This is a genomic window from Bacillus sp. UNCCL81, assembly GCF_900112535.1.
Lineage (GTDB): Bacteria > Bacillota > Bacilli > Bacillales > Bacillaceae_G > Gottfriedia > Gottfriedia luciferensis_B.
Genome location: NZ_FOMF01000004.1, coordinates 350,933 through 371,506 on the forward strand (window position 1 = coordinate 350,933; position 20,574 = coordinate 371,506).

Below are 20,574 nucleotides of genomic sequence, written 5' to 3' on the forward strand. Positions count from 1 at the left end.
TGACTGGACTGCCTCGGCAGTCTTTTTAATTTCCTTCTTGGTTTCTGTTATTTGTTTTACGATATGCTTTAAATGTATATATGGTACCTTGTCCACTTTTAAATTCATAAGTTATTGCCCCAAATTCATCAGTACGTAAGATTTTAACATTGTACTTTTTTAATCGATCAATTACTTCTTTTGTCGGATGACCATATCGATTTTTTTCTCCAACTGAAATAATGCCAATTTTAGGCATAACTGCTTTAATAAATTTTTCGGAAGTAGATGTTTTACTCCCATGATGCCCTATTTTCAAAACATCTGACTTTAAATCAGGATATTTAGAGATCAATCGATTTTCTCCATTTTCATCTAAATCACCAGAAAACATCCAACTCTTCCCGCCTATTGCTGCCTTTAAAACAATTGACCCTTGGTTTTCCTCACCTTCATAGTCTTTAATTGGCGAAATCACTTCAAAATAATCTGCACTGATTTTCCAACTCATACCTTCGCTTATTTTTTTAATCTCGACTCCTTTTTTTATGGCTATATTCATTCTTTCTTTTTCTGCTGAAGTAAATTTTGTCTTGTCACCTACGATTAATTGTTTTACATTAAATGACTGTAGTACCTCTTTTCCACCTCCAATATGATCAATATCACCATGTGTAAATATTAATTTATCTATTTTACTAATACCTTCTCCTTTTAATATCGGGATCAATAAATCATTGCCAGTTGAAAATGGTTTTTTACGCTTCATCCATGTTTCTTCTTTTCCAGTTAACTTTCCTCCAGTATCAATTACATAATTCCCTTTATTAAAAGGTAATTTTATAAGTATACAGTCACCCTGACCTACATCTATAAACATAATCTTGCCAACAGGATTAAGAAAGGGATATAACAAATGCCCGAAAATAAGAATAAAAAATCCAATCAGGCAATTCATCAATAATTTCTTCTCTTTCTGTGTTTCCATAAAGTATAAAATTAAAAATATTAGCACGATATATATAATCAGAATTCCTTTTGAAGGATGTATAAAAATCAACTTAATAAACGGTAATTGCATGCAAATACTTAATAATTTATCTGACATGTTAATAAAGAATGATAATAGTAATGTTAACATTTCGCTAATTTCTAAATTAATAAAACTTAAACCAAAACAAAAAATACATAGTGGCATTATAATAAAACTAATATAAGGAATGAAAAGTAAGTTAATTATTATACTGTATGGTGATAATTCGTGAAAATTAAAAAGTAATATAGGGATTGATACTAATTGGGTAATACTCGATGTAAATAGAGCCCTTGCATACCAAGATTTGTAATTTAAAATTTGTTCAGAAGTTAAAATTAATACAAAACTCGTTACAAAGGAAAATTGAAATCCAATATCATCAATATAATTTGGTTTTGCAAATAACATGATTATACAAGAAGTGAATAATAATGAAGTAATGTCAACTTTCATTTTTGCTAACTTGTAGAAGCAAACTAGAACACCAATAATAACTGCCCTGACAACTGATGCTGAAGCACCTGCTAGAAAGCCGTAGGACATAATACACAAAATTGTTATAAATAAGCTGCTTTCCTTTGTTACACCAAATCTAATTAATAAAAAATAGATGCCAAGACTTAATAAACTAATATGCGAACCACTAATCGCAAGTAAATGCACAATTCCAACTATTTGATATTGAGATTCTGTTATTGCATTCATTTTTGAACGTTCCCCAAATAGTAGAGCATTAATATAACCTTCTGTATTAGAATTAAAATTAACCTCTACATATTTAGTTAAGGCATGTCGACTATAATTTATTGATTGAATGATGGTTCGTTTTCCATTTTTACAATCCCCTAATTCATCTGGATTAGTAGTAATAATCCAGTGAATCCCTTGATTTAATAAATACTTCTTATAATTAAATAAGTATGGGTTCGAGCTTTCTAAAGGCAATTCAACCTCACCTTTCACTTCACATATTTCACCTATTTTTCTTTTTTGAAAAACTTTTAATTGTTCTTTTGTATTAGCAAAACTATTTAGTAAGATTTCTTGATTTTGGAGTTTATATGTAAACGAAACCTTATTACCATCTATTATTGGAGTAGAAGTGATTTCACCACGAACATTTGCTGAGGGCTTTGGTTTAGGGGAATTCATATTATTGTTTTGTAGGTAACATATACTAGACGTAATACTTAGCGAAATAATACAAATCAATAAAAGGAGCCATTTTTTCTTTCCAACTAAAAAAATCATTAAAATGAGTAATATTAATATAAAGAATAAATTAAAACTGTTAAAAAAGACAATTGTTAGTATTTGTACAAAAATAATATAAGCCAGATAAATACTCATATTAATTTAATTTAGCGAATGACAATATACTGAGTCATTTTTTCAAGGGATTTTTTTCCGATTCCATTTACAGATTCTAATTGTTCTACTGAAGTAAATGGTCCGTTTATATCAATATAATCTAAAATATTTTTAGCTTTTGCTGGACCAACACCTGGAATTTTTTCCAATTCTGACTGTGATGCATGGTTTATATCAATCGTATCATTTTGTTTAGTTTCTTCTTCCTTTTTAGTAATTAGAGTTTGATCGGTTTCTTCACCAACAAACGGTACATAAATGACCATCTCGTCAATTATTTTTTCAGCTAAATTAACTTTATTAACATCAGCTTTTTCTTTAAATCCTCCCGCCAATCTAATCACGTCAAAAACACGTTCTCCTTCGTTACATCGGATTACACCTGGTTTTTGTATTGCACCTTTTACATCAACCATAAATACTTTCGAATTCACTGGCTTACTAACTTCTTTTTTCTGCTCATCGTTCTTTTTTACTATTTCTTCTTCAAGTGATTGCTTTGCAAAAACTACTTCATTTTTACGCTCAGTTTGATAAAAATTCACGACTAAAATACCGACAATTACGAGGCAAATCCAAACTAATTTATTATGAATTAACTTTTTCATTATTAGTCCTCCATTTTAACTTATATCATTATTTTCGACCTTGCTTCATATAGTGTAGGAGAGAATGTATGCAAAGGAAGGGATGTACTCATGAACGTAGGAATCATAGGTACAGGAAATATGGGCACCATTTTGCTCAATGGATTTATAAAATCAAATGCCGTGAAGCCCTCCGAATTAACTGTTACAAACCGTTCAATGTATAAAGCTTATGAGCTAAAAAATATATATCCTGATTTAAATGTTGTTGAGACAGCCAAAGAAGTAATTACGGCTTCAGAAATTGTATTAGTGTGTGTAAAACCTTTAGAAATTCAACCACTATTATCATCTTTACAAAAACATTTCACTAAAAAGCATTGTGTTATCTCGATCACTAGTCCGATTAATGTTGAACAATTAGAGGCGATATTACCATGTCAAGTTGCACGAGTTATTCCAAGTATTACGAATCAAGCTTTGAGTGGTGTAACTTTAGTCAATTTCGGGAAGAGGTGTACGGCCAAAAGTAAGGAACAAATAATCGAACTTTTTTCAAACATATCTAAGCCAGTCATGATTACAGAAGACATCACAAGAGTTTCATCAGACATCGCAAGCTGTGGACCCGCATTTTTTAGTTACTTGCTGCAAAAATTTATCGATGCGGCTGTTTGTCAAACCTCAATATCAAAAGAGCAGGCAACGATTTTAGCAGAAGAAATGATTATTGGTTTTGGAAAACTAATTGAACAAAAACATTTTACGCTTGAAACACTTCAAGAAAAGGTATGTGTAAAAGGTGGAATAACTGGTGAAGGTATTAAAGTATTAGAAGCACGAGTAGGAGATTTATTCGAAGAAATTTTTGAAAAAACACATGATAAGTTTGATAAGGAAATTGAGCGAGTAAAGGAACAATTTTGATTAACTTAAAAATGATTATACCGCTTTACTCCATTCGTAACAAAAATATAAAATACAATTTTGTACGACTAATAAAGTAAAAAAACCCTTTAAGAAAAGGAATTTTCTTAAAAGGGTTTTTTATTTTTTCATTGCTATAAAAAAGATTCGTTCAGAAGTATCATCTACAGCTTCATCGAAATCTGCTATGATTTCTTTCACTTCAAATCCAGTTTGATTTAACAATGATGTATACGTATTTATTGGAAATGTTCTTTGATTGTGATACTCTTCGAAGCGTTCATATAAATCACGATTTTCTTCTTTCATAAAGAAAACTAAATCATGTTCAACGCTTAATGGATGTTCCCCTTGCGTACAAGACCAGACTAAGCTTAACTCTGCATCATCAATAAAGAATGTCTCTTCACCAAAGATTTCTTCAATTTTATAAGGAGAATGGACATCAAATAAAAATAAACCATTATCTTTTAAGCTTTCATTTACTCTAATAAAGGTTTGTTTTACTTGATCTTCTGTTTCTAAATAATTAAGTGAATCACAGAAAATCGTTACACAATCTAATTGATTAAACCCTTCTAATTCCACCATATTTTGTTGAAAAAAAGGGATATTAACTTTTTCTAGCTCTGCTTTTGCCATTGCGACACTTAACATTTCCTCAGATAAATCAACCCCGCTAATTGAATAATTCAATTTTGCCAATGAGATGGGTAATGTACCTGTTCCACAACCAATATCTAAAATTGAAGGCTGAAGCATTTCATATTTTTGAAATACATCTTCTAGAAATTGAACCCATCTTTCATATGGGACATCATTCATTAATTGATCATACAAATACGCGAAGCGATTGTATGTCATGAAAGAAGCTCTCCGTAAACATCAAGAGAAGGTGCATCTCCCCAAAGTTTTTCTAAGTTGTAATAATTTCTTTCGTCACGATGGAAAATATGAACAACAACGTCACCGATGTCTACTAAAACCCAACGAGCTTCGTCAAATCCTTCTAAGCGTTTAACATCTAGACCATTTTGTTGAGCTTGATCTTTCACTTCTCTTGCAATAGCCTGAACTTGCTTATCTGAATTACCGTGACAAATAATGAAATAATCTGCAATCGCAGAGATCCCTTTCATATCTAATACGACTAAATCCTCGGCTTTTTTATCGTCAGCAGCATTTACAGCTAGCATCATTAATTCTTTTTCATTCATTCTTTTATTCCCCCTGGCTTTTAACTTGCTTTAATATTGAGTTATATGTTTTAACCGTTAATGGGTAGACTGTTTGTTCTTTATCAATCAAAAATGTAATTGTATTTTTTAATGCAAATAATAAAGCTCGATCTAAATCTTGATCCGCTAATTCACGAGCTTCCTCTACACCTGGAAAACTACGGTTAGGTTCAATATAATCTGCTACATATATTACTTTATCTAATAAATTCATCTCTTTATGACCACTTGTATGATATGTGATTGCTTGTAAAATCTCTTGATCATCAATTCCATATTCATGTTCAGTAAGATATGCACCAACAGGAGCATGCCATAATTCTTTATTGTACTTTAAAAGCTTTAATGAAAGTTTATTTTCTTCCATAATTGATTTTAAGTCCTTAATCGGCATGCACTTTGCGACATCATGGAAAATTGCAGCTAGTTCTGCTTTTTTTACATCCGCACCGTACTTTTCGGCTAGTCTAACTGCAGTTTCCATCACACCAATAGTATGTGTAAAACGCCCGTTCGTTAGTTTTTCTTTTACAAGTGAAAGTGCTTTTTGTTTATCCATTAATCCGCTTCTCCTCTAATTAACGGTATTTTCCATATTAAGGTAGTACGATTGTTTTATTTTCTTCAGACTCTTTATATAAAACAATTGTATGTCCAATTACTTGTACTAGTTCAGCGTTTGCACCTTCAGCTAGCTGATCTGCTACATCATAACGATCATCATCACAATTTTGAAGTATACTTACTTTTAAAAGTTCTCTTACTTCAAGCGCTTCTGAAATTTGCTTAACCATATTTTCATTAACTCCACCTTTACCTACTTGAAAAATAGGGTTTAAGTGATGAGCTTTCGAACGTAAAAATCTTTTTTGTTTACCTGTTAACATTTTGTTCCTCCAAGTTTTCTTTCTAATAATGAGTATGCATCAATCGTATTTGGAAAAATTCCCGTCCACTCTTGAAATGCTAATGCTCCTTGATAAATAAACATCGGTAATCCGTTTTGTATAGTCGCATTTCTTTCTTCAGCTTCTTTTAAGAATACTGTTTTAAATGGGCTATAAATTAGGTCCGATACAATTGCATCTGGTGATAAATTCGTTAGTGCTAATGGCGTACTATTTTCATTTGGCTTCATTCCAACAGAAGTTGTTTGAATGATAAGAGAAAAGTGACCTAAATGTTCTTCAGCATCTGAAATAGACATAATATTAACTTCATTCATCAGCTTACCATCTAGTAGATCTTCTGCTTTTTCTAACGTACGGTTAGTGACTGTAATATGCTTAACACCTAAGTGCAGTAAACTATAAAGAATTGCTCTAGCAGCACCGCCTGCACCGATGATTAAAATCTTTTCATCTTCAATCGGATTTTTCAAAACATAAGATAAGCCTCTACAATAACCGATTCCATCAGTATTTTTACCATAAAGTTTTCCATTTTTATTGATGACAGTATTAACTGCCCCAATTGCTTTTGCTAATGGATCAATTTCATCTAAGTACTGCATAATTTCTACTTTTAGTGGTGCTGTAACATTAAATCCTTTAACAGTTGAACGAAATTCTGTCATAACTGATTTTAATTCTGTTATCCCAACTTCTTTTGCAGAATACTGACCCGAAATATGATTAGAGCCAAACCATTCATTATGCATAGTTGGTGACATTGAATGACCAATCGGTTGACCGATTACATAATATTGGTCTTTCATTTCTCTTTAGCCCCCAATTTATTCTTATATAATAGAATTACGAAGAGTAACAGCTACACCTTTTGGTACATAAGCAACAATTATAGCACCTGGTTCATTCACTGTAATCCAACCTAACCCTGAATAAACTATATCAGTTTTAGCATCCTTTATCATAAATTCATGCTTCACTAATTTTGGAAGCTCCTCTATTTGTTCACCATATGGTGGAACTAATAATTCCCCAGCTTGTCTTTCATATAAATCATCAGCATTTTCTTGTTTAGTACGATGAATTGATAATTCGTTAGAGAAGTGACAAGTAAAAGAACGTCTTCCACCTTCTAAATAATCAAAACGAGCTAATCCACCAAAGAATAATGTTTGTCCTTCATTTAATTGATAAACCATAGGCTTAATTTCTTTTTTCGGTGTAATTATCTTTAAACCTTTTTTATCAACGAAATGAGCCATTTGATGGTGATTAATTATACCTGGTGTATCAATTAGATCACTCTGATCATCAAGTGGTATTTGAATCATATCAAGCGTTGTACCCGGAAAATGCGATGTTGTAATGATATTACTATTTTCTTCACTATAACGTTTAATCATCGTATTGATAAATGTTGATTTTCCAACATTTGTACAACCTACTACGTATACATCCTTACCTTCACGGTACTTCTCAATACTTTCAGCTAATTCGTCGATACCAGTGCCTTTTACTGCACTAATTAAATGAACACCTACAGGTTTAAGTCCCCAACGTTTTGCCGTTCCGCTCATCCATTGCGTAAGCTTATTTTTCTTAACTGACTTCGGAATTAAATCTGCCTTATTACCAACTAATAATATTTTGTTGTTTCCAACGAATCGATTAATTCCATTTAACCAGCTGCCAGAAAAATCAAAAACATCAACTACTTTAATAACAAGACAATCCTTAGAACCTATCCCATTTAAGATACGAATAAAGTCCGAATCAGTCAACTCTACATCTTGAATCTCATTATAGTTTTTTAAACGGAAACAACGTTGGCAAATAGTCTCTTCTTTTTCTAATGAAGATGGAGGTGCATATCCAAGCTTGTCCTTATCCTCTGTTTGAATTTCAACTCCACAACCAATACATCTTACTTCTGTATTACTCACTTTTTATCCTCCCATTGTAACAATCCTTGCTTCCTTAAGGATGAAAGAATTCTACGTTCTACCATTCGATTAAATCTTGTCCAAATTCCATCTGTACTTGCAACCGGAACAACTAAAATTGTATGAATGCCTTGACGATTACCACCAAATACGTCTGTAAGCAATTGATCTCCAATCATCACGACTTCATTTGGTTTTAAATTCATTTGTTTATATGCTTTTTTATATGATGTAGCGAGTGGCTTACGTGCACGATGAATGAAAGGAATTCCTAAAGGATCACAAAACTTTCCAACACGCTCCGCATTGTTATTCGATACAACTGTAATTTTAATACCTGCATCATCCATGCTTTTGAACCATTTCGTTAGCTCTGGAGTAGCTAATGGTCGGTCCCACTCTACTAACGTATTATCTAAATCAGTAATAATCCCTTTTATTCCTAAGCCTTTTAAATGCTCAGGCGTAATTGCATAAACATTATTAACAGTTTCACTCGGTAAAAATTTATTAAACATAATTACACCTCAATATATTCTTAAAATCGTTCGACAAATAACTACAATCATTCTAACTGTGGATAAATCTTATACACATTATCCTTAGTCCAAGAACCTACCTTTTCAGAATATATAAACAAATTACCCACAACTTATCCACTTATTTCTGTGGATAAACGAACGATTGTTCTATTTTTAAAAATTTGATACATTAAGTTTAAGAAGAAATTCAAAAAACTTTTCTCACTCGGAGGTGAATGCCCAACCGGGCAAAAAATATGTACAAATTAAATGATGAGTTGTTACTTGAGTCCTACAAAAAAGCTCTAGGTTTACAGCTTGATCCTGCCTTCATTTATTTAATTGAAAAAGAAATTAAACGAAGAGGTCTAGATTACTATATAAAAAAAACATCTTAAACATTTTTATTATTTTCAATATATGCAAATAATACAAGTGAAATAAAAATACAAGCACTCTTTACAATAACAGAAAAAGAACCATCTTTCTATACGATGGCTCCCATTTCGTGAAAAAAAGTGCATACTTAGTGTAATTTACCAAGATTTTGACCAACTCTGATTGCTTGGCCAGATTGAAGTTGCAAATTTGGTGAAAAACTATTAGCTTCAAAAAGTAAAACAACGGTAGAACCGAAAGAAAAATACCCTACTTCTTCACCTTTTTTCAAACGCTTTTCTTTTTTGGTTACTACGATTGTGTTAACAAACATAGCACCAACTTTAATCATCGCAACATGTTTATTGTTTTCAGAGCATAATACTTCTGAAATAACTCGATAATTTTTTGAAAGTGGATCTTTACCATACGTTAATCCTGCTTTATTCACGGGATAAGATTTAGCACCTAATTCGAATTGTGATACAATTTCGCCTTCGATCGGGCTATGTATACGATGATAATGGCTAGGACTTAAATACAATACCATATAATAACCCTCATCATATTTATCTGCCATTTCCTTTGAACCTAACATCTCAATAATGCTATATGTCTTTCCCTTAACGACAAATTTAATATCCATTTCAATTTTCCCACTAGACTCTAACACACCATCTACCGGACAAGCTAATTCACTTTCACCAGCATGAATCGGTCTCGCATTTTGCTTTAATTCTCTAGTAAACAAGGCATGTAAAGTAGGAAAAACAGTCTCTTTACTTTCATCCATATTTAAATTAAACGCTTTAATATAAGGATTAATAAAAACCCTACTAAATCTAGAAGTAGCAAGCCTACGTAAAAGACCCGAAGTAAAACGATTATTCGTTAACTCTATAAACAAACGATAAAAACTCTGTTTCATCAATGTACTCCTAACTAAAATTATATATATAAATTTATAACATATTATTCCAAAACTAACAAAACACTAAATGATCTTTCTGTCGTTGCTATAAATTGTTTATTCTTCTAATATAACTTGTACTCTCTACTTCTTTAATCCTTATCTAATGATCCTACCATTGCTACCCTTTACCTAAAACACTTAGAATCCCTTAATCTACTTGTCACTAACTGTTCACCAAGATTTCACACTGAGTTCACATTAAGCTGATACAATTACTGATGTAATATACATTAGGAGGTTGCCTATGTTGAAAGATCAAAGCTTAGGTGAATGGACTAACACACTTTTAATATATAAATTTGCGTTAGATGAAATCAATACTAAAATTAGAATTTTAAATGAAGAATTTACTTTAACTCATAATCATAATCCAATCGAACACGTAAAATCACGATTGAAAAAACCTGACAGTATAATAGAAAAACTTGAGCGAAAAGGTTTAGAACTAACTCAATATAATTTGGAAAATTATATGAGTGATATAGCTGGAGTGCGTATTAGTTGTTCATTTATTAGTGATATTTATATGATCTATGAACTATTAAAACAACAAGACGATATTCATATAATAGAAATAAAAGATTATATAAAAAACCCAAAACCAAATGGCTATAAAAGCTTTCATATGATTATTGAAATTCCAATTTTCCTTGCTTCTGAAACGAAGAGAGTAAAAGTAGAAATCCAAATTAGAACAGTTGCCATGGATTTCTGGGCAAGCCTCGAACACAAGATTTTTTATAAATACAATAAAAAGGTCCCAAAAGCAATTATAGAAAGCTTGAATGAAGCTTCCGCAACTGTAAATTCATTAGACTATAAAATGGAAATGATTAGAGACCAGGTTGAACAGCTTAATTGAATATAGCAGAACAAAGGTTAGGCTCTCTTTTCTTTCCTAGTATTCCTAAAATCAAATTTAGTTTAAAAAAACAAGGTATATTGACATACCTTGTTTTTTAGAGTGTTGAAATATTAAATGGTCAAACATATATTAAGTGAACCTTATTTGATTTGATAAATCAATTCATTCTTTGATGATTTATTTATGATTTTAAATGTTAATATGTTTGAGTTGTTCTATAACATCAACAAACTCTAGTAATTGTTTATTCTTGAGAAGTTAAAGAAATTACAAACTGATTAACAAGCTGTTATGCTACTCTAAGTAAAGGATATTAAATTAGGTTTTTAGTGTATCTTTTTTTGATGAATAAATTGATTGGAACGGAAGGATGCTCGACTCCTATGGGATATGCGGGAAGGCTGAGACCCCGCAGGCTTGCCGAGGAGGCTAAAGAATCTCGCCCCATGGAAAGCGAGCATCCTGTAGTGGAAATCAATCTCACTAAACCCCTTTACGAAAATTTGGTAATTTAATTGACAAGGTTGTATTTCAACAACATGAAACAAGGTATATTAACATACCTTGTTTTTAATTTAATTATATCTAAGTACATTTTCAACTATCATATAATGCACGCAATCTTTCATATATTAAATAACAAAGATTTTAAAAGAATTAGACTCATCTATTCTATTTCTAGTTCTTTCAGCTTTAAATTTAAGATAAAATAGGATATGTTAATATAAATGTAAATAAGAAAGTTTATGAACATAGATCAAAAAATTGGAGGAGCCGATTTGGATAATGAATTAAACTATAAAACAATCATTCCAGAAAATATTCCGAATGAACGTAAGTCCGCCTTAAAAACACTTGCCTACTATTTTTTAATATTTATTGTAGGTTTGAACTTACTAATCCTGATTGCTTCAATATGGGGTATGATTTTTGTTAGTGTTGCGGATATAAACCTTACTGAAAAACAATTTGATAATCTTATAAATACCGTTTCAATTTATTCGGATTCCATTTTTGGTGTCCTCAGCTTATTATGGCTCTATTATTATACGAAGAAAAAAGGACTTCTAACTTTAAGACGAATAAATATAACTGTAATTGACGTTGTTATCGTTTTAGGAGCATATGTGGTTCTTATGGCTTCCTCACAGCTTCTTGATGTTATTTTTCAACATTTCAATTATTCAATTGCTACGCCTGATAACCAAAAAGCAGTGGAAGGCTTATTGCGAACTAATCCAATCCTTATGATTATATCTGCGGTTATTCTTGCACCAATTAAAGAAGAATGGATTACACGTAAGTTAATTATTGGATCAATTTTTAAAAACTCGCCGATTATTGGTTTAATTGTAAGTTCATTTGGGTTTGGTTTATTGCATATGCTTGCTGGTTTTTCAATCTATGCATTACTATCTTATTCTTTAGCTGGTTTAATTTTTGGTATTATCTATATCAAAACAAAAAAAATCGAAGTTACAATTTTTGCCCATTTTTTAAATAACTTAGTTTCAATTATTGCTTTTTTTATTGTAAACTAACAAAAAAAACGCTCCTAGGGGCGTTTTTATAATGTATTTATGAGGTGTATAATGAGTTATTTATTGATACTAATTGGAGGATTTTTTGGAGCAATTCTTCGTTACCTAATAGGTCTATCAATCCATCCACTTTCAAATGGATTTCCAATTCAAACATTTTTAATTAACATAATTGGATGCTTCTTTTTAGGTTTCTTTTTGCCGATGGCTAAAGTTAAATTAAAACCTGAATATACATTACTAATCGGAACTGGATTTACTGGAGCATTTACTACATTCTCTACTTTTTCACTTGAAAATGTAGCTCTGATGGATGCAAAAAAATTGCTAGTAAGTCTAGTCTATATCATCTCAAGTTTAGTGATCGGAATAAGTTTGGCGTATCTTGGTTTTAAAGCGGCTGAGAAATTCAATAAAGTAAAAGGAGAAACCTCATCATGATTGTTATTGTTGGAATAGGTGGGGGAATCGGAGCAATTTTTCGCTATGCCCTTGGAAACTTTGTTAATAAAAAAGTTAAAACAAATTTTCCTTTTGGAACTTTCGTTATAAACATACTTGGATCGTTTATTTTAGGTTTTATCAACCATTTATACCTCGATAAATCGCTTTCTACTACAATGTGGCTGTTTATTGGTGTAGGAATATTAGGTGGGTTTACAACCTTTTCTACTTTTGGATACGAATCAATTCAATTACTGGTTGCAAAAAAGTATAAAACTGCATTATCTTATATCATTTTATCTACTATTATTAGTATTTGTAGTGCATATATCGGTTTTCATATTTTTAGATGAACCGAGAAATTAGATCTAAAAAAAACCTCTGTTCCCAGAGGTTTTTTATTTTTTCAATTTTATCAACCAAAATCTAATGTTTTACCGGTCTCTGCATATGTTTTTACATTACTTAAAATCATTGGCCAGGTTGATTTTGTATTTTCATATGAAGGGTGATTTTCTGGCCATTGGTCGTTAACTAGTGTTAATTTTGTACATTCACCCATCTCTTCAAGTGTAAGTGTAATTTTAGTTTCTAATTCAGCATGATTTTCACGGTAAACTGGACCTGCATGTTCTGTATAACTCATCATTTTATGAGGTTCAAATGCTAGAATTTCCCCATAAACATGCACTGTATGTTCTCCCGCTTCTCCTGGTCCAATATATTCATACTGTGCTCCGACTTCAAATGTTGATTTTAAAATACAACCAAAAAAGATAGCTTTAGTTCCTTCTGGCGAAACAAATATGTTCCACACCTCTTCAGGTTTAGCCCCAATATAAAACTCATACTTAAGATCTTCCATTTTCTCATCCTCCATTTGTTTTATGTGTAGAATGATGAAATTGATTCTAGATGATACTTCCATTATATACCAAAAGTAGATCAACTACTGATTTCATTTGTTTTCATGAATTTTTATATTAAAATTAAATCATACGAAATTTATTTATAGCTAAAAACAATTTTTAATGCGGGGTGACAAGATGAATTTAACTTATGAAGTAATTGACGAGGATCAAATTGGATTATGTAGAGATTTATGTAATGAATTAATGACATTTCAGAAGTCAAAAGCGAAGATCAAACCAGAGTTATTTGATAGTATGAATTTTGATACACGTATGGTTCCTTCAGTAAAAAAAGCTATACATAATTATATTGTTATCGTGAAAGATGGAGATCAAATCGTTGGTTATGTTTATTCAAATATTTCTCCAAAAGAAGTATATGTAAGCGAATTTGCAACTTTTTTTGACCTTTCTTCAGTCCATAAAAAGAATGTAGGATGTTTATCTCAATTTTACATTAAAGAAGAATATAGAAAATATGGAGTAGGCTCTGTACTATTCAAAATGTCAATGAACTGGCTAAAACAATTTGAAGATGTAGAGGATTATTTTATCTATGTTTCAAATGGTAATGAAGACGCTCTAGATTTCTATAAACGTAAGGGATTCTCTGTTAGCCATACCATATTAGATGGTTTTATAACAGTTTTAAGAAGTAACGATCAATTTCAAACAATATAAGAAAAGTATAAAATAAAGGGGTGTCTCAAAAGATCTTTCGAGACACCCCTTCTAATTTATTTACTATTAAAATGCCCAGTTACCATTTCTCATGATTGGTTCAACTGTACCATCTTCTTTAATACCATCGATATTTAATTCCGCTGATCCGATCATGAAATCAACGTGAGTTAAACTTTGGTTGATTCCTAATTTTTCTTGCTCTTCTGAAGGTAATTTTTCTCCATCCTTCATATTGTTTGGATATGCTTTACCTAAAGCTAAGTGGCAAGAAGCATTTTCATCATATAATGTGTTGAAGAAAATTAAACCTGTATTTGAAATTGGTGAATCATGTGGTACTAATGCTACTTCACCTAGACGGCGAGCACCTTCATCAGTATCTAATAAGTGTTGTAAAGTATCATAGCCTTTTTCAGCTGTAAAATCGACAACTTTACCATCTTTAAATGTTAAAGAGAAGTTCTCAATTAGATTTCCACCGTAATTTAATGGTAAAGTTGCTTTAACAGTACCATTTACGCCATGGCTATGTGGCATAGAGAATACTTCTTCAGTTGGAATATTAGGATTAAACCATTTTCCATCTTCACTGTTCGCTCCGCCACCTTTCCATACATGATTATCTACTAAATCAAGTTTTAAATCAGTACCAGGTGCTGTGTAATGTAATGTTTTGTAACGTTTGTCATTTAATTGAACAACTTTTTCTTGTAAGAAATCGTTGTGTTTAACCCAAGCTTCAACTGGATTTTCATTGTCTACTCGGCAAATTTTGAATACTGAGTCCCAAAGTAATTCCATCGCTTTATCAATTGGTTCATTTGGATAAACTTTTTCAGCCCATTCAACACATGGAATAGCTACGATTGACCATCGAATTCTATCAGCCATCATGTATTCACGATAATTATGTAGTGCTTTGCTAGCTGTTTTATTAAAAGTTGCAATACGTTTTGGATCGATCCCTTTTAATAATTCTGGATTTGGTGAAATTACTGATAAAACAGCACCACCATTTTCAGCTAATTCTTCCATAGCTGTTACTTTCCAGCCTGGGAATTCTCCAAAAACTTCTTCAGGAGCTAGTTCATATTTAGTACGAGTAATTACATCATCATTCCAATCAATGTTTACATTTTTTGCTCCAGCTTCATAAGCGAATCTTACAACTTTACGAACGAATTCTGCAGCTCCGATTGGCGCATTTATTTGTAATGTTTGTCCTGATACGATATTAACACCACTTTTTACCGCAAGTTCAGCATATTTTTCTAATGATTTTTCAAACTGAGACATTGATATCCCTCCATGTTTAACGATTTAAAAACCTAACCTACTAAATTATAATATAAAGTTCAGAAAATTGGTACATAAAAGAGACTGACTATTCATTTTTATTTGAAATGTCAGAGAGACTTTGGCAGACTAGTTAATTACTTGATCTCGTTGTCGCTCTTTAAACAAAAAAAGCACCCTCAAAAAGTGCTTTTTTGTTTAAATAAGTCTAAAATTTTTTATGAAACAATGTACGTTTCATAACCATTAACATTTAGGAATTTTTCAGCTTTCTCTCTGTCATTTTCTGTTTGAAGACTTATTCTTAGTACACCTGGTAACCCTTCACGTGATTCTATGATCCTTAGATTCGTAATGCTTACTTGATGAATCGATAAGATGGTCGTGATGTTAGCAAGCTCACCGACTCGATCTAAAACGTCTACATACAAATCAAAATAACTTGGGATGGCGCCATTTGCTTTTGCTGGCATGTTGTCTCTAAAATCTTTTGATTCCTTGAAATAATGAAAGATATCTTCTTTATCCTGGCTTTCAACAAGCTGATACATTTGTTTCATATCATCAATCCAATTCGAAATTAATGAAAGCAATGTATCCTTATTTTGAATCACAATATCTGTCCACATTTTTGGGCTGCTTGATGCAATCCTAGTAATATCCCTAAACCCTCCGGCAGCTAAAGCTGTTACTAAAGGCTCGTCCTTCGAGTAAGTTTTAACTTGCTTTACAAGATTAGATGCAATGAGGTGTGGAAAATGGCTTACCACTCCGGTGATTTGATCATGTGTTTCTTCATCAATTACAACAAAATGTGAACCTGTTCCTTTAAGCCATTCTTTTAATTCATCAATTTGATCATTTTTAGTATTTTCACTTGGTGTCAAAGTAAAATATGCATTTTCAAATAAATGAACTTTTGCACTCTCGATGCCAGTTTTATGGGAGCCTGCCATTGGATGACCTCCAATAAAGCAATAACCTTTATCTGTAAGAGTCTTTGAATGCCTCATAATTTCACTTTTCGTACTACCTACATCAGTTAATATGACATCATCTTTGAGTTCATATTCACTTAACATATGTATATATTTTATTGACTCCTCTACAGGACAAGAAAAAATGATTAGATGAGCCTTCTCGGCACAGTCTTTAAGCTGTACCGAGATTTCATCTAAAACTTGAATTCTCTTACCAATTTCAAGTTGTTTTTCGTTTATATCATATCCAATTATATTTACATCATGAACTTTTTTTATTGCCAAGGCAATTGAGCCTCCGATTAATCCTGTGCCAATTAAAAGGACGTTCTTTTTCAAGGCATTCACCGCCTATCCTTCATTAAGTAATATTATTTATGATTGTAGTTTTGCACGGAAGTCTTTTAACTCAAACATAAATTCTTCAAATTGTGGGATATTCATTTGTTGAGCTGAATCTGATAACGCAACTGCTGGATCTGGATGTACTTCAGCCATTATTGCATCTGCTCCAATTGCTAATGCTGCTTTTGCTGTCGGTAATAGTAAGTCTTTACGACCTGTAGAATGTGTAACATCTACTACAACAGGTAAATGTGTTTCTTTCTTTAGAATAGGTACTGCTGAGATATCTAATGTATTTCTTGTAGCTTTCTCGTAAGTACGAATTCCTCTTTCACAAAGAATAATTTGGTCATTTCCTTGTGAAATAATGTATTCTGCTGCATTAATAAATTCTTCAATTGTTGCTGACAGTCCACGTTTTAATAATACTGGTTTATTTACTTGACCAACTGTTCTCAGTAAATCAAAGTTTTGCATATTACGTGCACCAATTTGAATTACATCAACGTATTCTAAAGATCTTTCAACATCATTTGGATTTAGAATTTCACTTATTACTGCTAAATCAAATTCATTTGCTACTTCTCTTAAAATTTGTAGCCCTTCGTATCCAAGTCCTTGGAAATCGTATGGAGAAGTTCTAGGTTTAAATGCACCGCCTCGCATCATTGTTAAACCTTGTTGTTTCATAGCTTGTGCCACTGCACGTACTTGTTCATAGCTTTCAACTGCACATGGACCCATAATAAATGATTGAGAACCATCACCAAGGACAATATCATTTTTCACTTTTACAATTGTATTGTCAGGCTTTTTCTTTCTTGAAACTAAAAGAGCTTTTCTGTGATCATCCTCTTGTAACTCTAAGCTTGCCTGGAAGATCGTCTTGAAAATATGTTGTAAAGTAGAAGTTTCAAATGGACCTTCATTTACATTTGCAATCATATCTAATACTTCACGCTCACGAACTGGATCGAAACGCTTAATACCATGTTTAATCTTTTGCTGACCAATTTCTTGAACAACTTTTCCACGCTCGTTTAATAATTCAACGATTTTTAAATTAATCTCATCAACCTTATCACGTAATTGCACTAACTCATTATTTGTACTCATTTCTTTTTCCTCCTCAAATTTTAAATGTCTATTCCAATACCACTTCTTTTATCAAGAAGTAAGTATGTAAAAAATGAAAACAAAAAGTCCCTACTGAATAAACAGTAGGGACGAATTATTTAATCGCGGTACCACCCTAGTTGTGAACAAAAACTCTGTTCACCACCTTCATTTTGTTAACGATCAAAATGACCGTTTCTATTTTCATTAAATGAAATAGAAATTGCTCCAAGAATGTAATTCAGCATACCTTATGTACTGACTCGCAGCTTCCGTCAGCTCTCTTAAACAGGGAAGTTATGCCTACTGTGCCCTTATCAACGCAAATATATTTAATTGTCAAAAGATTCATTAAAAAAGTTATTAATGAGGATTATAAAGCACTTTTAAATAGACTGTCAATGCATTTTTTTTCTAGAATATGTAACGATTTTAAAAAAGATACATCGTTATTGGAATGGTAGCGCTTACTATTTTCAACATTTTTTTTATACTGCTTACATTTTTTTTATGGTACAGACACACAGAATTTGTACATTACATAAATATATAAATAACAACTAACCTTACCTTCCTTAGGAGTGATTATATGCCTGGTCTATTTACCGCCTTAAGTCTTTTCTTAAAAGAAGTGTTTGTGTTTGTTTCCTATGTTAAAAATAATGCCTTCCCTCAACCTCTTTCACAAGCTGAAGAAACGCTCTATTTAAATCGTATGGCAAATGGAGATGGAGAAGCACGGAATTTATTAATTGAACATAATTTAAGGCTCGTTGCTCACATCGTCAAAAAATTTGAAAATACCGGAGAAGATGCGGAAGATTTAATTTCGATTGGCACAATAGGTTTAATAAAGGCAATTGAGAGCTTTGTTCAAGGTAAAGGAACTAAATTAGCCACATATGCTGCTAGATGTATTGAAAACGAAATACTTATGCATTTACGTGCTTTAAAGAAAACAAAAAAAGATGTCTCCCTTCATGATCCAATAGGTCAGGATAAAGAAGGCAATGAAATTTCACTTTTAGACATATTAAAAACTGAGACAGAAGATGTAGTTGATCAAATTCAACTTAATATGGAATTAGAAAAAATCAAGCAATATATTAAGATTCTAGACGACCGTGAAAAAGATGTAATTATTCAGCGCTTTGGTATTGATATGGATAAGGAACTAACTCAACGTGAAATCGCAAAGAAATTAGGTATCTCAAGAAGTTATGTTTCGAGAATTGAAAAACGTGCATTAATGAAAATGTACCACGAGTTTTTAAGAGCTGAAAAAGAAAAGAAAAAAGATAAAAAATAAACCACTAAAGATGAATATGACCTCCAATTGTTAGTCAGATCTAACAATTGGAGTGAATTCATTTTTAGTGGTTTTATGCTTGCTCTTCTTTTTGCATTTTGCGTTTAAAATAATTGGATGTCAGAAAGAAACCTAATGCAAAAATCAGCATTGTAAAAACGATACTTTCGACTATTAATATTTTATGTTGGGTTAATCCGTCCTTTGGAAGGAGAGTCCCGATATAGAAAAAAGTAGCCAATGCTGTTGTTATTGCTCCAAATGTTTTAAAATCGTTAATTTTCGCCTGTAGCTTTTTTAAATTCACGAATACTACACCTTCCCTTCTTGTTGACTTAATAACTTTAACATACTTTATACAAAAAAAGTGAAGGTAATTAAAGGCAGTATATGTAGAGATTAGTAAGTACAATTTGTCAAGGAGTTAATTATTGTCTTGTTGATTTTTGCGTTATGCTTTATCACTAAAACTATATTGCTAAAATATTACCAGTATCTATTTCAACACAAAGAAGAAAGGAATTATTTTAAATCCCTTTCTCTTTCAAATGCGTATACTATCACATATTCTTAAGTTATTTTAGACCATTCTTAATAAACTCAATCGTACGTTCAGTTTCCTGTTCTTCGTTCCAAAAAGGTGTATTTTCTAGGACAATTGAAGAGATAACTAGACCAACTACTGTTGAGATAATTAGTCTTAGTACTGTCGGTATCGGTAGTTCTTTTATTTGCCCTTTATCGATAAACGATTGTAATACAGTGGCTACTTTAGGGTACATTTTATCTTTAAAGAGTCTTTTTAGCTCTTCTTGCATATCGTCTTGGAATGGCATTTCTTGTATGATTATTTTTACAACTGCCTTATTTTTCTTTGCAAATTCCATACGATTTTTAATAAGCGCATTAAGAAAATCTTCAAATGTTTCGTACTCTAAATGAAATACTGCTTTAGAAAAACGATCCATTTCAAAAGGAGCAATTGTTTTTACTAATGTCGGTTTAATAATACTTTTTAATAAATCCTTTTTTGTTTTAAAGTAACGAAAAATAGTACCTTCAGCAACATTTGCTTTTTTGGCAATTTCATTGGTAGATGTACTAACGAATCCTTTTTCTGCAAAAATTTCAATAGCAGCTTCAAGGATTTTTATTTCTTTTTCATTCATTTCTTGTAATTTTTCTTCTGGAAAAAACTCTTCTAATTTAATTGGTAACACTC

General features: G+C 31.6%; 24 protein-coding genes and 1 other annotated feature. Of the genes, 8 read left to right on the forward strand and 16 right to left on the reverse strand.

Annotation, left to right across the window (positions count from 1 at the left end):
- Positions 1–25: 25 nt before the first annotated feature.
- Both BM319_RS11135 and BM319_RS11140 read right to left on the reverse strand, forming a co-directional pair.
- Positions 26–2,365 (reverse strand): DNA internalization-related competence protein ComEC/Rec2, encoded by a 2,340-nt coding sequence (locus tag BM319_RS11135; protein ID WP_069035102.1) that lies wholly within the window; start codon positions 2,363–2,365, stop codon positions 26–28.
- A gap of 11 nt (positions 2,366–2,376) precedes the next feature.
- Positions 2,377–2,994 carry a helix-hairpin-helix domain-containing protein gene (locus BM319_RS11140; RefSeq protein ID WP_091022687.1) on the reverse strand — a complete coding sequence of 206 codons (618 nt, stop codon included), beginning with the start codon at positions 2,992–2,994 and terminating at the stop codon, positions 2,377–2,379.
- A 90-nt stretch (positions 2,995–3,084) separates the two neighbouring features.
- On the opposite strand from BM319_RS11140, the gene comER reads away from it, so the two are divergent.
- Positions 3,085–3,900, forward strand: a complete 816-nt coding sequence (comER, locus tag BM319_RS11145; protein ID WP_069035104.1) for a late competence protein ComER — start codon at positions 3,085–3,087, stop codon at positions 3,898–3,900.
- A gap of 120 nt (positions 3,901–4,020) precedes the next feature.
- Here the strand turns inward: comER and BM319_RS11150 are convergent, their stop codons facing one another.
- From BM319_RS11150 to BM319_RS11180, 7 genes are read right to left on the reverse strand one after another with little or no spacing between them, the layout of a single operon-like run.
- Entirely contained in the window at positions 4,021–4,764 is a 744-nt protein-coding gene (locus tag BM319_RS11150) for a class I SAM-dependent DNA methyltransferase (protein ID WP_069035105.1), read from the reverse strand.
- Positions 4,761–5,117, reverse strand: coding sequence for a ribosome silencing factor (rsfS, locus tag BM319_RS11155; RefSeq protein ID WP_069035106.1), 357 nt, complete (start codon positions 5,115–5,117; stop codon positions 4,761–4,763). The genes BM319_RS11150 and rsfS overlap by 4 nt, the downstream gene beginning before the upstream one ends.
- A gap of 4 nt (positions 5,118–5,121) precedes the next feature.
- Entirely contained in the window at positions 5,122–5,697 is a 576-nt protein-coding gene (yqeK, locus tag BM319_RS11160) for a bis(5'-nucleosyl)-tetraphosphatase (symmetrical) YqeK (RefSeq protein WP_069035107.1), read from the reverse strand.
- 37 nt (positions 5,698–5,734) lie between these two features.
- Positions 5,735–6,025: a ribosome assembly RNA-binding protein YhbY gene (gene yhbY, locus BM319_RS11165; RefSeq protein WP_069035108.1), complete on the reverse strand. Its 291-nt coding sequence runs from the start codon at positions 6,023–6,025 to the stop codon at positions 5,735–5,737.
- On the reverse strand, positions 6,019–6,855 hold the full coding sequence (gene aroE, locus BM319_RS11170; RefSeq protein ID WP_069035109.1) for a shikimate dehydrogenase: 837 nt from the start codon (positions 6,853–6,855) through the stop codon (positions 6,019–6,021). Before aroE ends, yhbY begins: the two co-directional genes overlap by 7 nt.
- Positions 6,856–6,879: 24 nt before the next feature.
- Entirely contained in the window at positions 6,880–7,989 is a 1,110-nt protein-coding gene (yqeH, locus tag BM319_RS11175; RefSeq protein WP_091022689.1) for a ribosome biogenesis GTPase YqeH, read from the reverse strand.
- Positions 7,986–8,507, reverse strand: coding sequence for a YqeG family HAD IIIA-type phosphatase (locus tag BM319_RS11180; protein WP_069035111.1), 522 nt, complete (start codon positions 8,505–8,507; stop codon positions 7,986–7,988). The genes yqeH and BM319_RS11180 overlap by 4 nt, the downstream gene beginning before the upstream one ends.
- Positions 8,508–8,767: 260 nt before the next feature.
- On the opposite strand from BM319_RS11180, the gene BM319_RS11185 reads away from it, so the two are divergent.
- Complete coding sequence (locus BM319_RS11185) at positions 8,768–8,908, forward strand: sporulation histidine kinase inhibitor Sda (RefSeq protein ID WP_069035227.1); 141 nt, start codon at positions 8,768–8,770, stop codon at positions 8,906–8,908.
- Between the two features lie 128 nt (positions 8,909–9,036).
- Here BM319_RS11185 and BM319_RS11190 read toward each other — a convergent pair whose 3' ends face one another.
- On the reverse strand, positions 9,037–9,816 hold the full coding sequence (locus tag BM319_RS11190) for a phosphatidylserine decarboxylase (protein WP_069035112.1): 780 nt from the start codon (positions 9,814–9,816) through the stop codon (positions 9,037–9,039).
- A gap of 289 nt (positions 9,817–10,105) precedes the next feature.
- On the opposite strand from BM319_RS11190, the gene BM319_RS11195 reads away from it, so the two are divergent.
- The 4 genes from BM319_RS11195 (at position 10,106) to crcB (BM319_RS11210) (ending at position 13,064) form a co-directional block, all read left to right on the forward strand.
- Positions 10,106–10,723 (forward strand): GTP pyrophosphokinase, encoded by a 618-nt coding sequence (locus BM319_RS11195; protein ID WP_069035113.1) that lies wholly within the window; start codon positions 10,106–10,108, stop codon positions 10,721–10,723.
- Between the two features lie 782 nt (positions 10,724–11,505).
- On the forward strand, positions 11,506–12,267 hold the full coding sequence (locus BM319_RS11200) for a CPBP family intramembrane glutamic endopeptidase (protein WP_069035114.1): 762 nt from the start codon (positions 11,506–11,508) through the stop codon (positions 12,265–12,267).
- 51 nt (positions 12,268–12,318) lie between these two features.
- Positions 12,319–12,708 (forward strand): fluoride efflux transporter CrcB, encoded by a 390-nt coding sequence (gene crcB / locus BM319_RS11205; RefSeq protein WP_069035115.1) that lies wholly within the window; start codon positions 12,319–12,321, stop codon positions 12,706–12,708.
- The gene (crcB, locus tag BM319_RS11210) at positions 12,705–13,064 is read left to right on the forward strand and encodes a fluoride efflux transporter CrcB (protein ID WP_069035116.1); all 360 of its coding nucleotides are present in this window, start codon (positions 12,705–12,707) and stop codon (positions 13,062–13,064) included. Before crcB (BM319_RS11205) ends, crcB (BM319_RS11210) begins: the two co-directional genes overlap by 4 nt.
- Before the next feature lie 62 nt (positions 13,065–13,126).
- Here the strand turns inward: crcB (BM319_RS11210) and BM319_RS11215 are convergent, their stop codons facing one another.
- Complete coding sequence (locus tag BM319_RS11215; protein WP_091022692.1) at positions 13,127–13,576, reverse strand: SRPBCC family protein; 450 nt, start codon at positions 13,574–13,576, stop codon at positions 13,127–13,129.
- A gap of 181 nt (positions 13,577–13,757) precedes the next feature.
- Between BM319_RS11215 and BM319_RS11220 the strand changes: the two genes are divergently transcribed.
- Positions 13,758–14,303, forward strand: coding sequence for a GNAT family N-acetyltransferase (locus BM319_RS11220; protein WP_069035118.1), 546 nt, complete (start codon positions 13,758–13,760; stop codon positions 14,301–14,303).
- 66 nt (positions 14,304–14,369) lie between these two features.
- Here BM319_RS11220 and BM319_RS11225 read toward each other — a convergent pair whose 3' ends face one another.
- From BM319_RS11225 to BM319_RS11235, 3 genes are all read right to left on the reverse strand, one after another.
- Positions 14,370–15,602 carry an aminopeptidase gene (locus BM319_RS11225; protein ID WP_069035119.1) on the reverse strand — a complete coding sequence of 411 codons (1,233 nt, stop codon included), beginning with the start codon at positions 15,600–15,602 and terminating at the stop codon, positions 14,370–14,372.
- 218 nt (positions 15,603–15,820) lie between these two features.
- Positions 15,821–16,921 carry a prephenate dehydrogenase gene (locus tag BM319_RS11230; protein ID WP_069035120.1) on the reverse strand — a complete coding sequence of 367 codons (1,101 nt, stop codon included), beginning with the start codon at positions 16,919–16,921 and terminating at the stop codon, positions 15,821–15,823.
- A gap of 36 nt (positions 16,922–16,957) precedes the next feature.
- A complete protein-coding gene (locus tag BM319_RS11235; RefSeq protein ID WP_069035121.1) occupies positions 16,958–18,043 on the reverse strand; it encodes a bifunctional 3-deoxy-7-phosphoheptulonate synthase/chorismate mutase in 1,086 nt (361 codons plus the stop codon).
- A gap of 103 nt (positions 18,044–18,146) precedes the next feature.
- Positions 18,147–18,373: a binding site (T-box leader), on the reverse strand.
- 259 nt (positions 18,374–18,632) lie between these two features.
- Here BM319_RS11235 and sigK point away from each other — a divergent pair.
- Positions 18,633–19,352: an RNA polymerase sporulation sigma factor SigK gene (sigK, locus tag BM319_RS11240; RefSeq protein WP_069035122.1), complete on the forward strand. Its 720-nt coding sequence runs from the start codon at positions 18,633–18,635 to the stop codon at positions 19,350–19,352.
- Positions 19,353–19,425: 73 nt separating this feature from the next.
- Here the strand turns inward: sigK and BM319_RS11245 are convergent, their stop codons facing one another.
- Positions 19,426–19,659: a YrhC family protein gene (locus BM319_RS11245; protein ID WP_069035123.1), complete on the reverse strand. Its 234-nt coding sequence runs from the start codon at positions 19,657–19,659 to the stop codon at positions 19,426–19,428.
- A gap of 268 nt (positions 19,660–19,927) precedes the next feature.
- Complete coding sequence (locus BM319_RS11250; protein ID WP_084007012.1) at positions 19,928–20,572, reverse strand: TetR/AcrR family transcriptional regulator; 645 nt, start codon at positions 20,570–20,572, stop codon at positions 19,928–19,930.
- Positions 20,573–20,574 lie beyond the last annotated feature (2 nt).

What these genes read in the sequence shown, in the direction of transcription:
- BM319_RS11135 (WP_069035102.1), bottom strand. Translation starts at nt 2,365, where the DNA reads ATGAGTATTTATCTGGCTTATATTATTTTTGTACAAATACTAACAATT.
- BM319_RS11140 (WP_091022687.1), bottom strand. Translation starts at nt 2,994, where the DNA reads ATGAAAAAGTTAATTCATAATAAATTAGTTTGGATTTGCCTCGTAATT.
- comER (WP_069035104.1), top strand. Translation starts at nt 3,085, where the DNA reads ATGAACGTAGGAATCATAGGTACAGGAAATATGGGCACCATTTTGCTC.
- BM319_RS11150 (WP_069035105.1), bottom strand. Translation starts at nt 4,764, where the DNA reads ATGACATACAATCGCTTCGCGTATTTGTATGATCAATTAATGAATGAT.
- rsfS (WP_069035106.1), bottom strand. Translation starts at nt 5,117, where the DNA reads ATGAATGAAAAAGAATTAATGATGCTAGCTGTAAATGCTGCTGACGAT.
- yqeK (WP_069035107.1), bottom strand. Translation starts at nt 5,697, where the DNA reads ATGGATAAACAAAAAGCACTTTCACTTGTAAAAGAAAAACTAACGAAC.
- yhbY (WP_069035108.1), bottom strand. Translation starts at nt 6,025, where the DNA reads ATGTTAACAGGTAAACAAAAAAGATTTTTACGTTCGAAAGCTCATCAC.
- aroE (WP_069035109.1), bottom strand. Translation starts at nt 6,855, where the DNA reads ATGAAAGACCAATATTATGTAATCGGTCAACCGATTGGTCATTCAATG.
- BM319_RS11180 (WP_069035111.1), bottom strand. Translation starts at nt 8,507, where the DNA reads ATGTTTAATAAATTTTTACCGAGTGAAACTGTTAATAATGTTTATGCA.
- BM319_RS11185 (WP_069035227.1), top strand. Translation starts at nt 8,768, where the DNA reads ATGTACAAATTAAATGATGAGTTGTTACTTGAGTCCTACAAAAAAGCT.
- BM319_RS11190 (WP_069035112.1), bottom strand. Translation starts at nt 9,816, where the DNA reads ATGAAACAGAGTTTTTATCGTTTGTTTATAGAGTTAACGAATAATCGT.
- BM319_RS11195 (WP_069035113.1), top strand. Translation starts at nt 10,106, where the DNA reads ATGTTGAAAGATCAAAGCTTAGGTGAATGGACTAACACACTTTTAATA.
- crcB (WP_069035115.1), top strand. Translation starts at nt 12,319, where the DNA reads ATGAGTTATTTATTGATACTAATTGGAGGATTTTTTGGAGCAATTCTT.
- crcB (WP_069035116.1), top strand. Translation starts at nt 12,705, where the DNA reads ATGATTGTTATTGTTGGAATAGGTGGGGGAATCGGAGCAATTTTTCGC.
- BM319_RS11215 (WP_091022692.1), bottom strand. Translation starts at nt 13,576, where the DNA reads ATGGAAGATCTTAAGTATGAGTTTTATATTGGGGCTAAACCTGAAGAG.
- BM319_RS11220 (WP_069035118.1), top strand. Translation starts at nt 13,758, where the DNA reads ATGAATTTAACTTATGAAGTAATTGACGAGGATCAAATTGGATTATGT.
- BM319_RS11225 (WP_069035119.1), bottom strand. Translation starts at nt 15,602, where the DNA reads ATGTCTCAGTTTGAAAAATCATTAGAAAAATATGCTGAACTTGCGGTA.
- BM319_RS11235 (WP_069035121.1), bottom strand. Translation starts at nt 18,043, where the DNA reads ATGAGTACAAATAATGAGTTAGTGCAATTACGTGATAAGGTTGATGAG.
- sigK (WP_069035122.1), top strand. Translation starts at nt 18,633, where the DNA reads ATGCCTGGTCTATTTACCGCCTTAAGTCTTTTCTTAAAAGAAGTGTTT.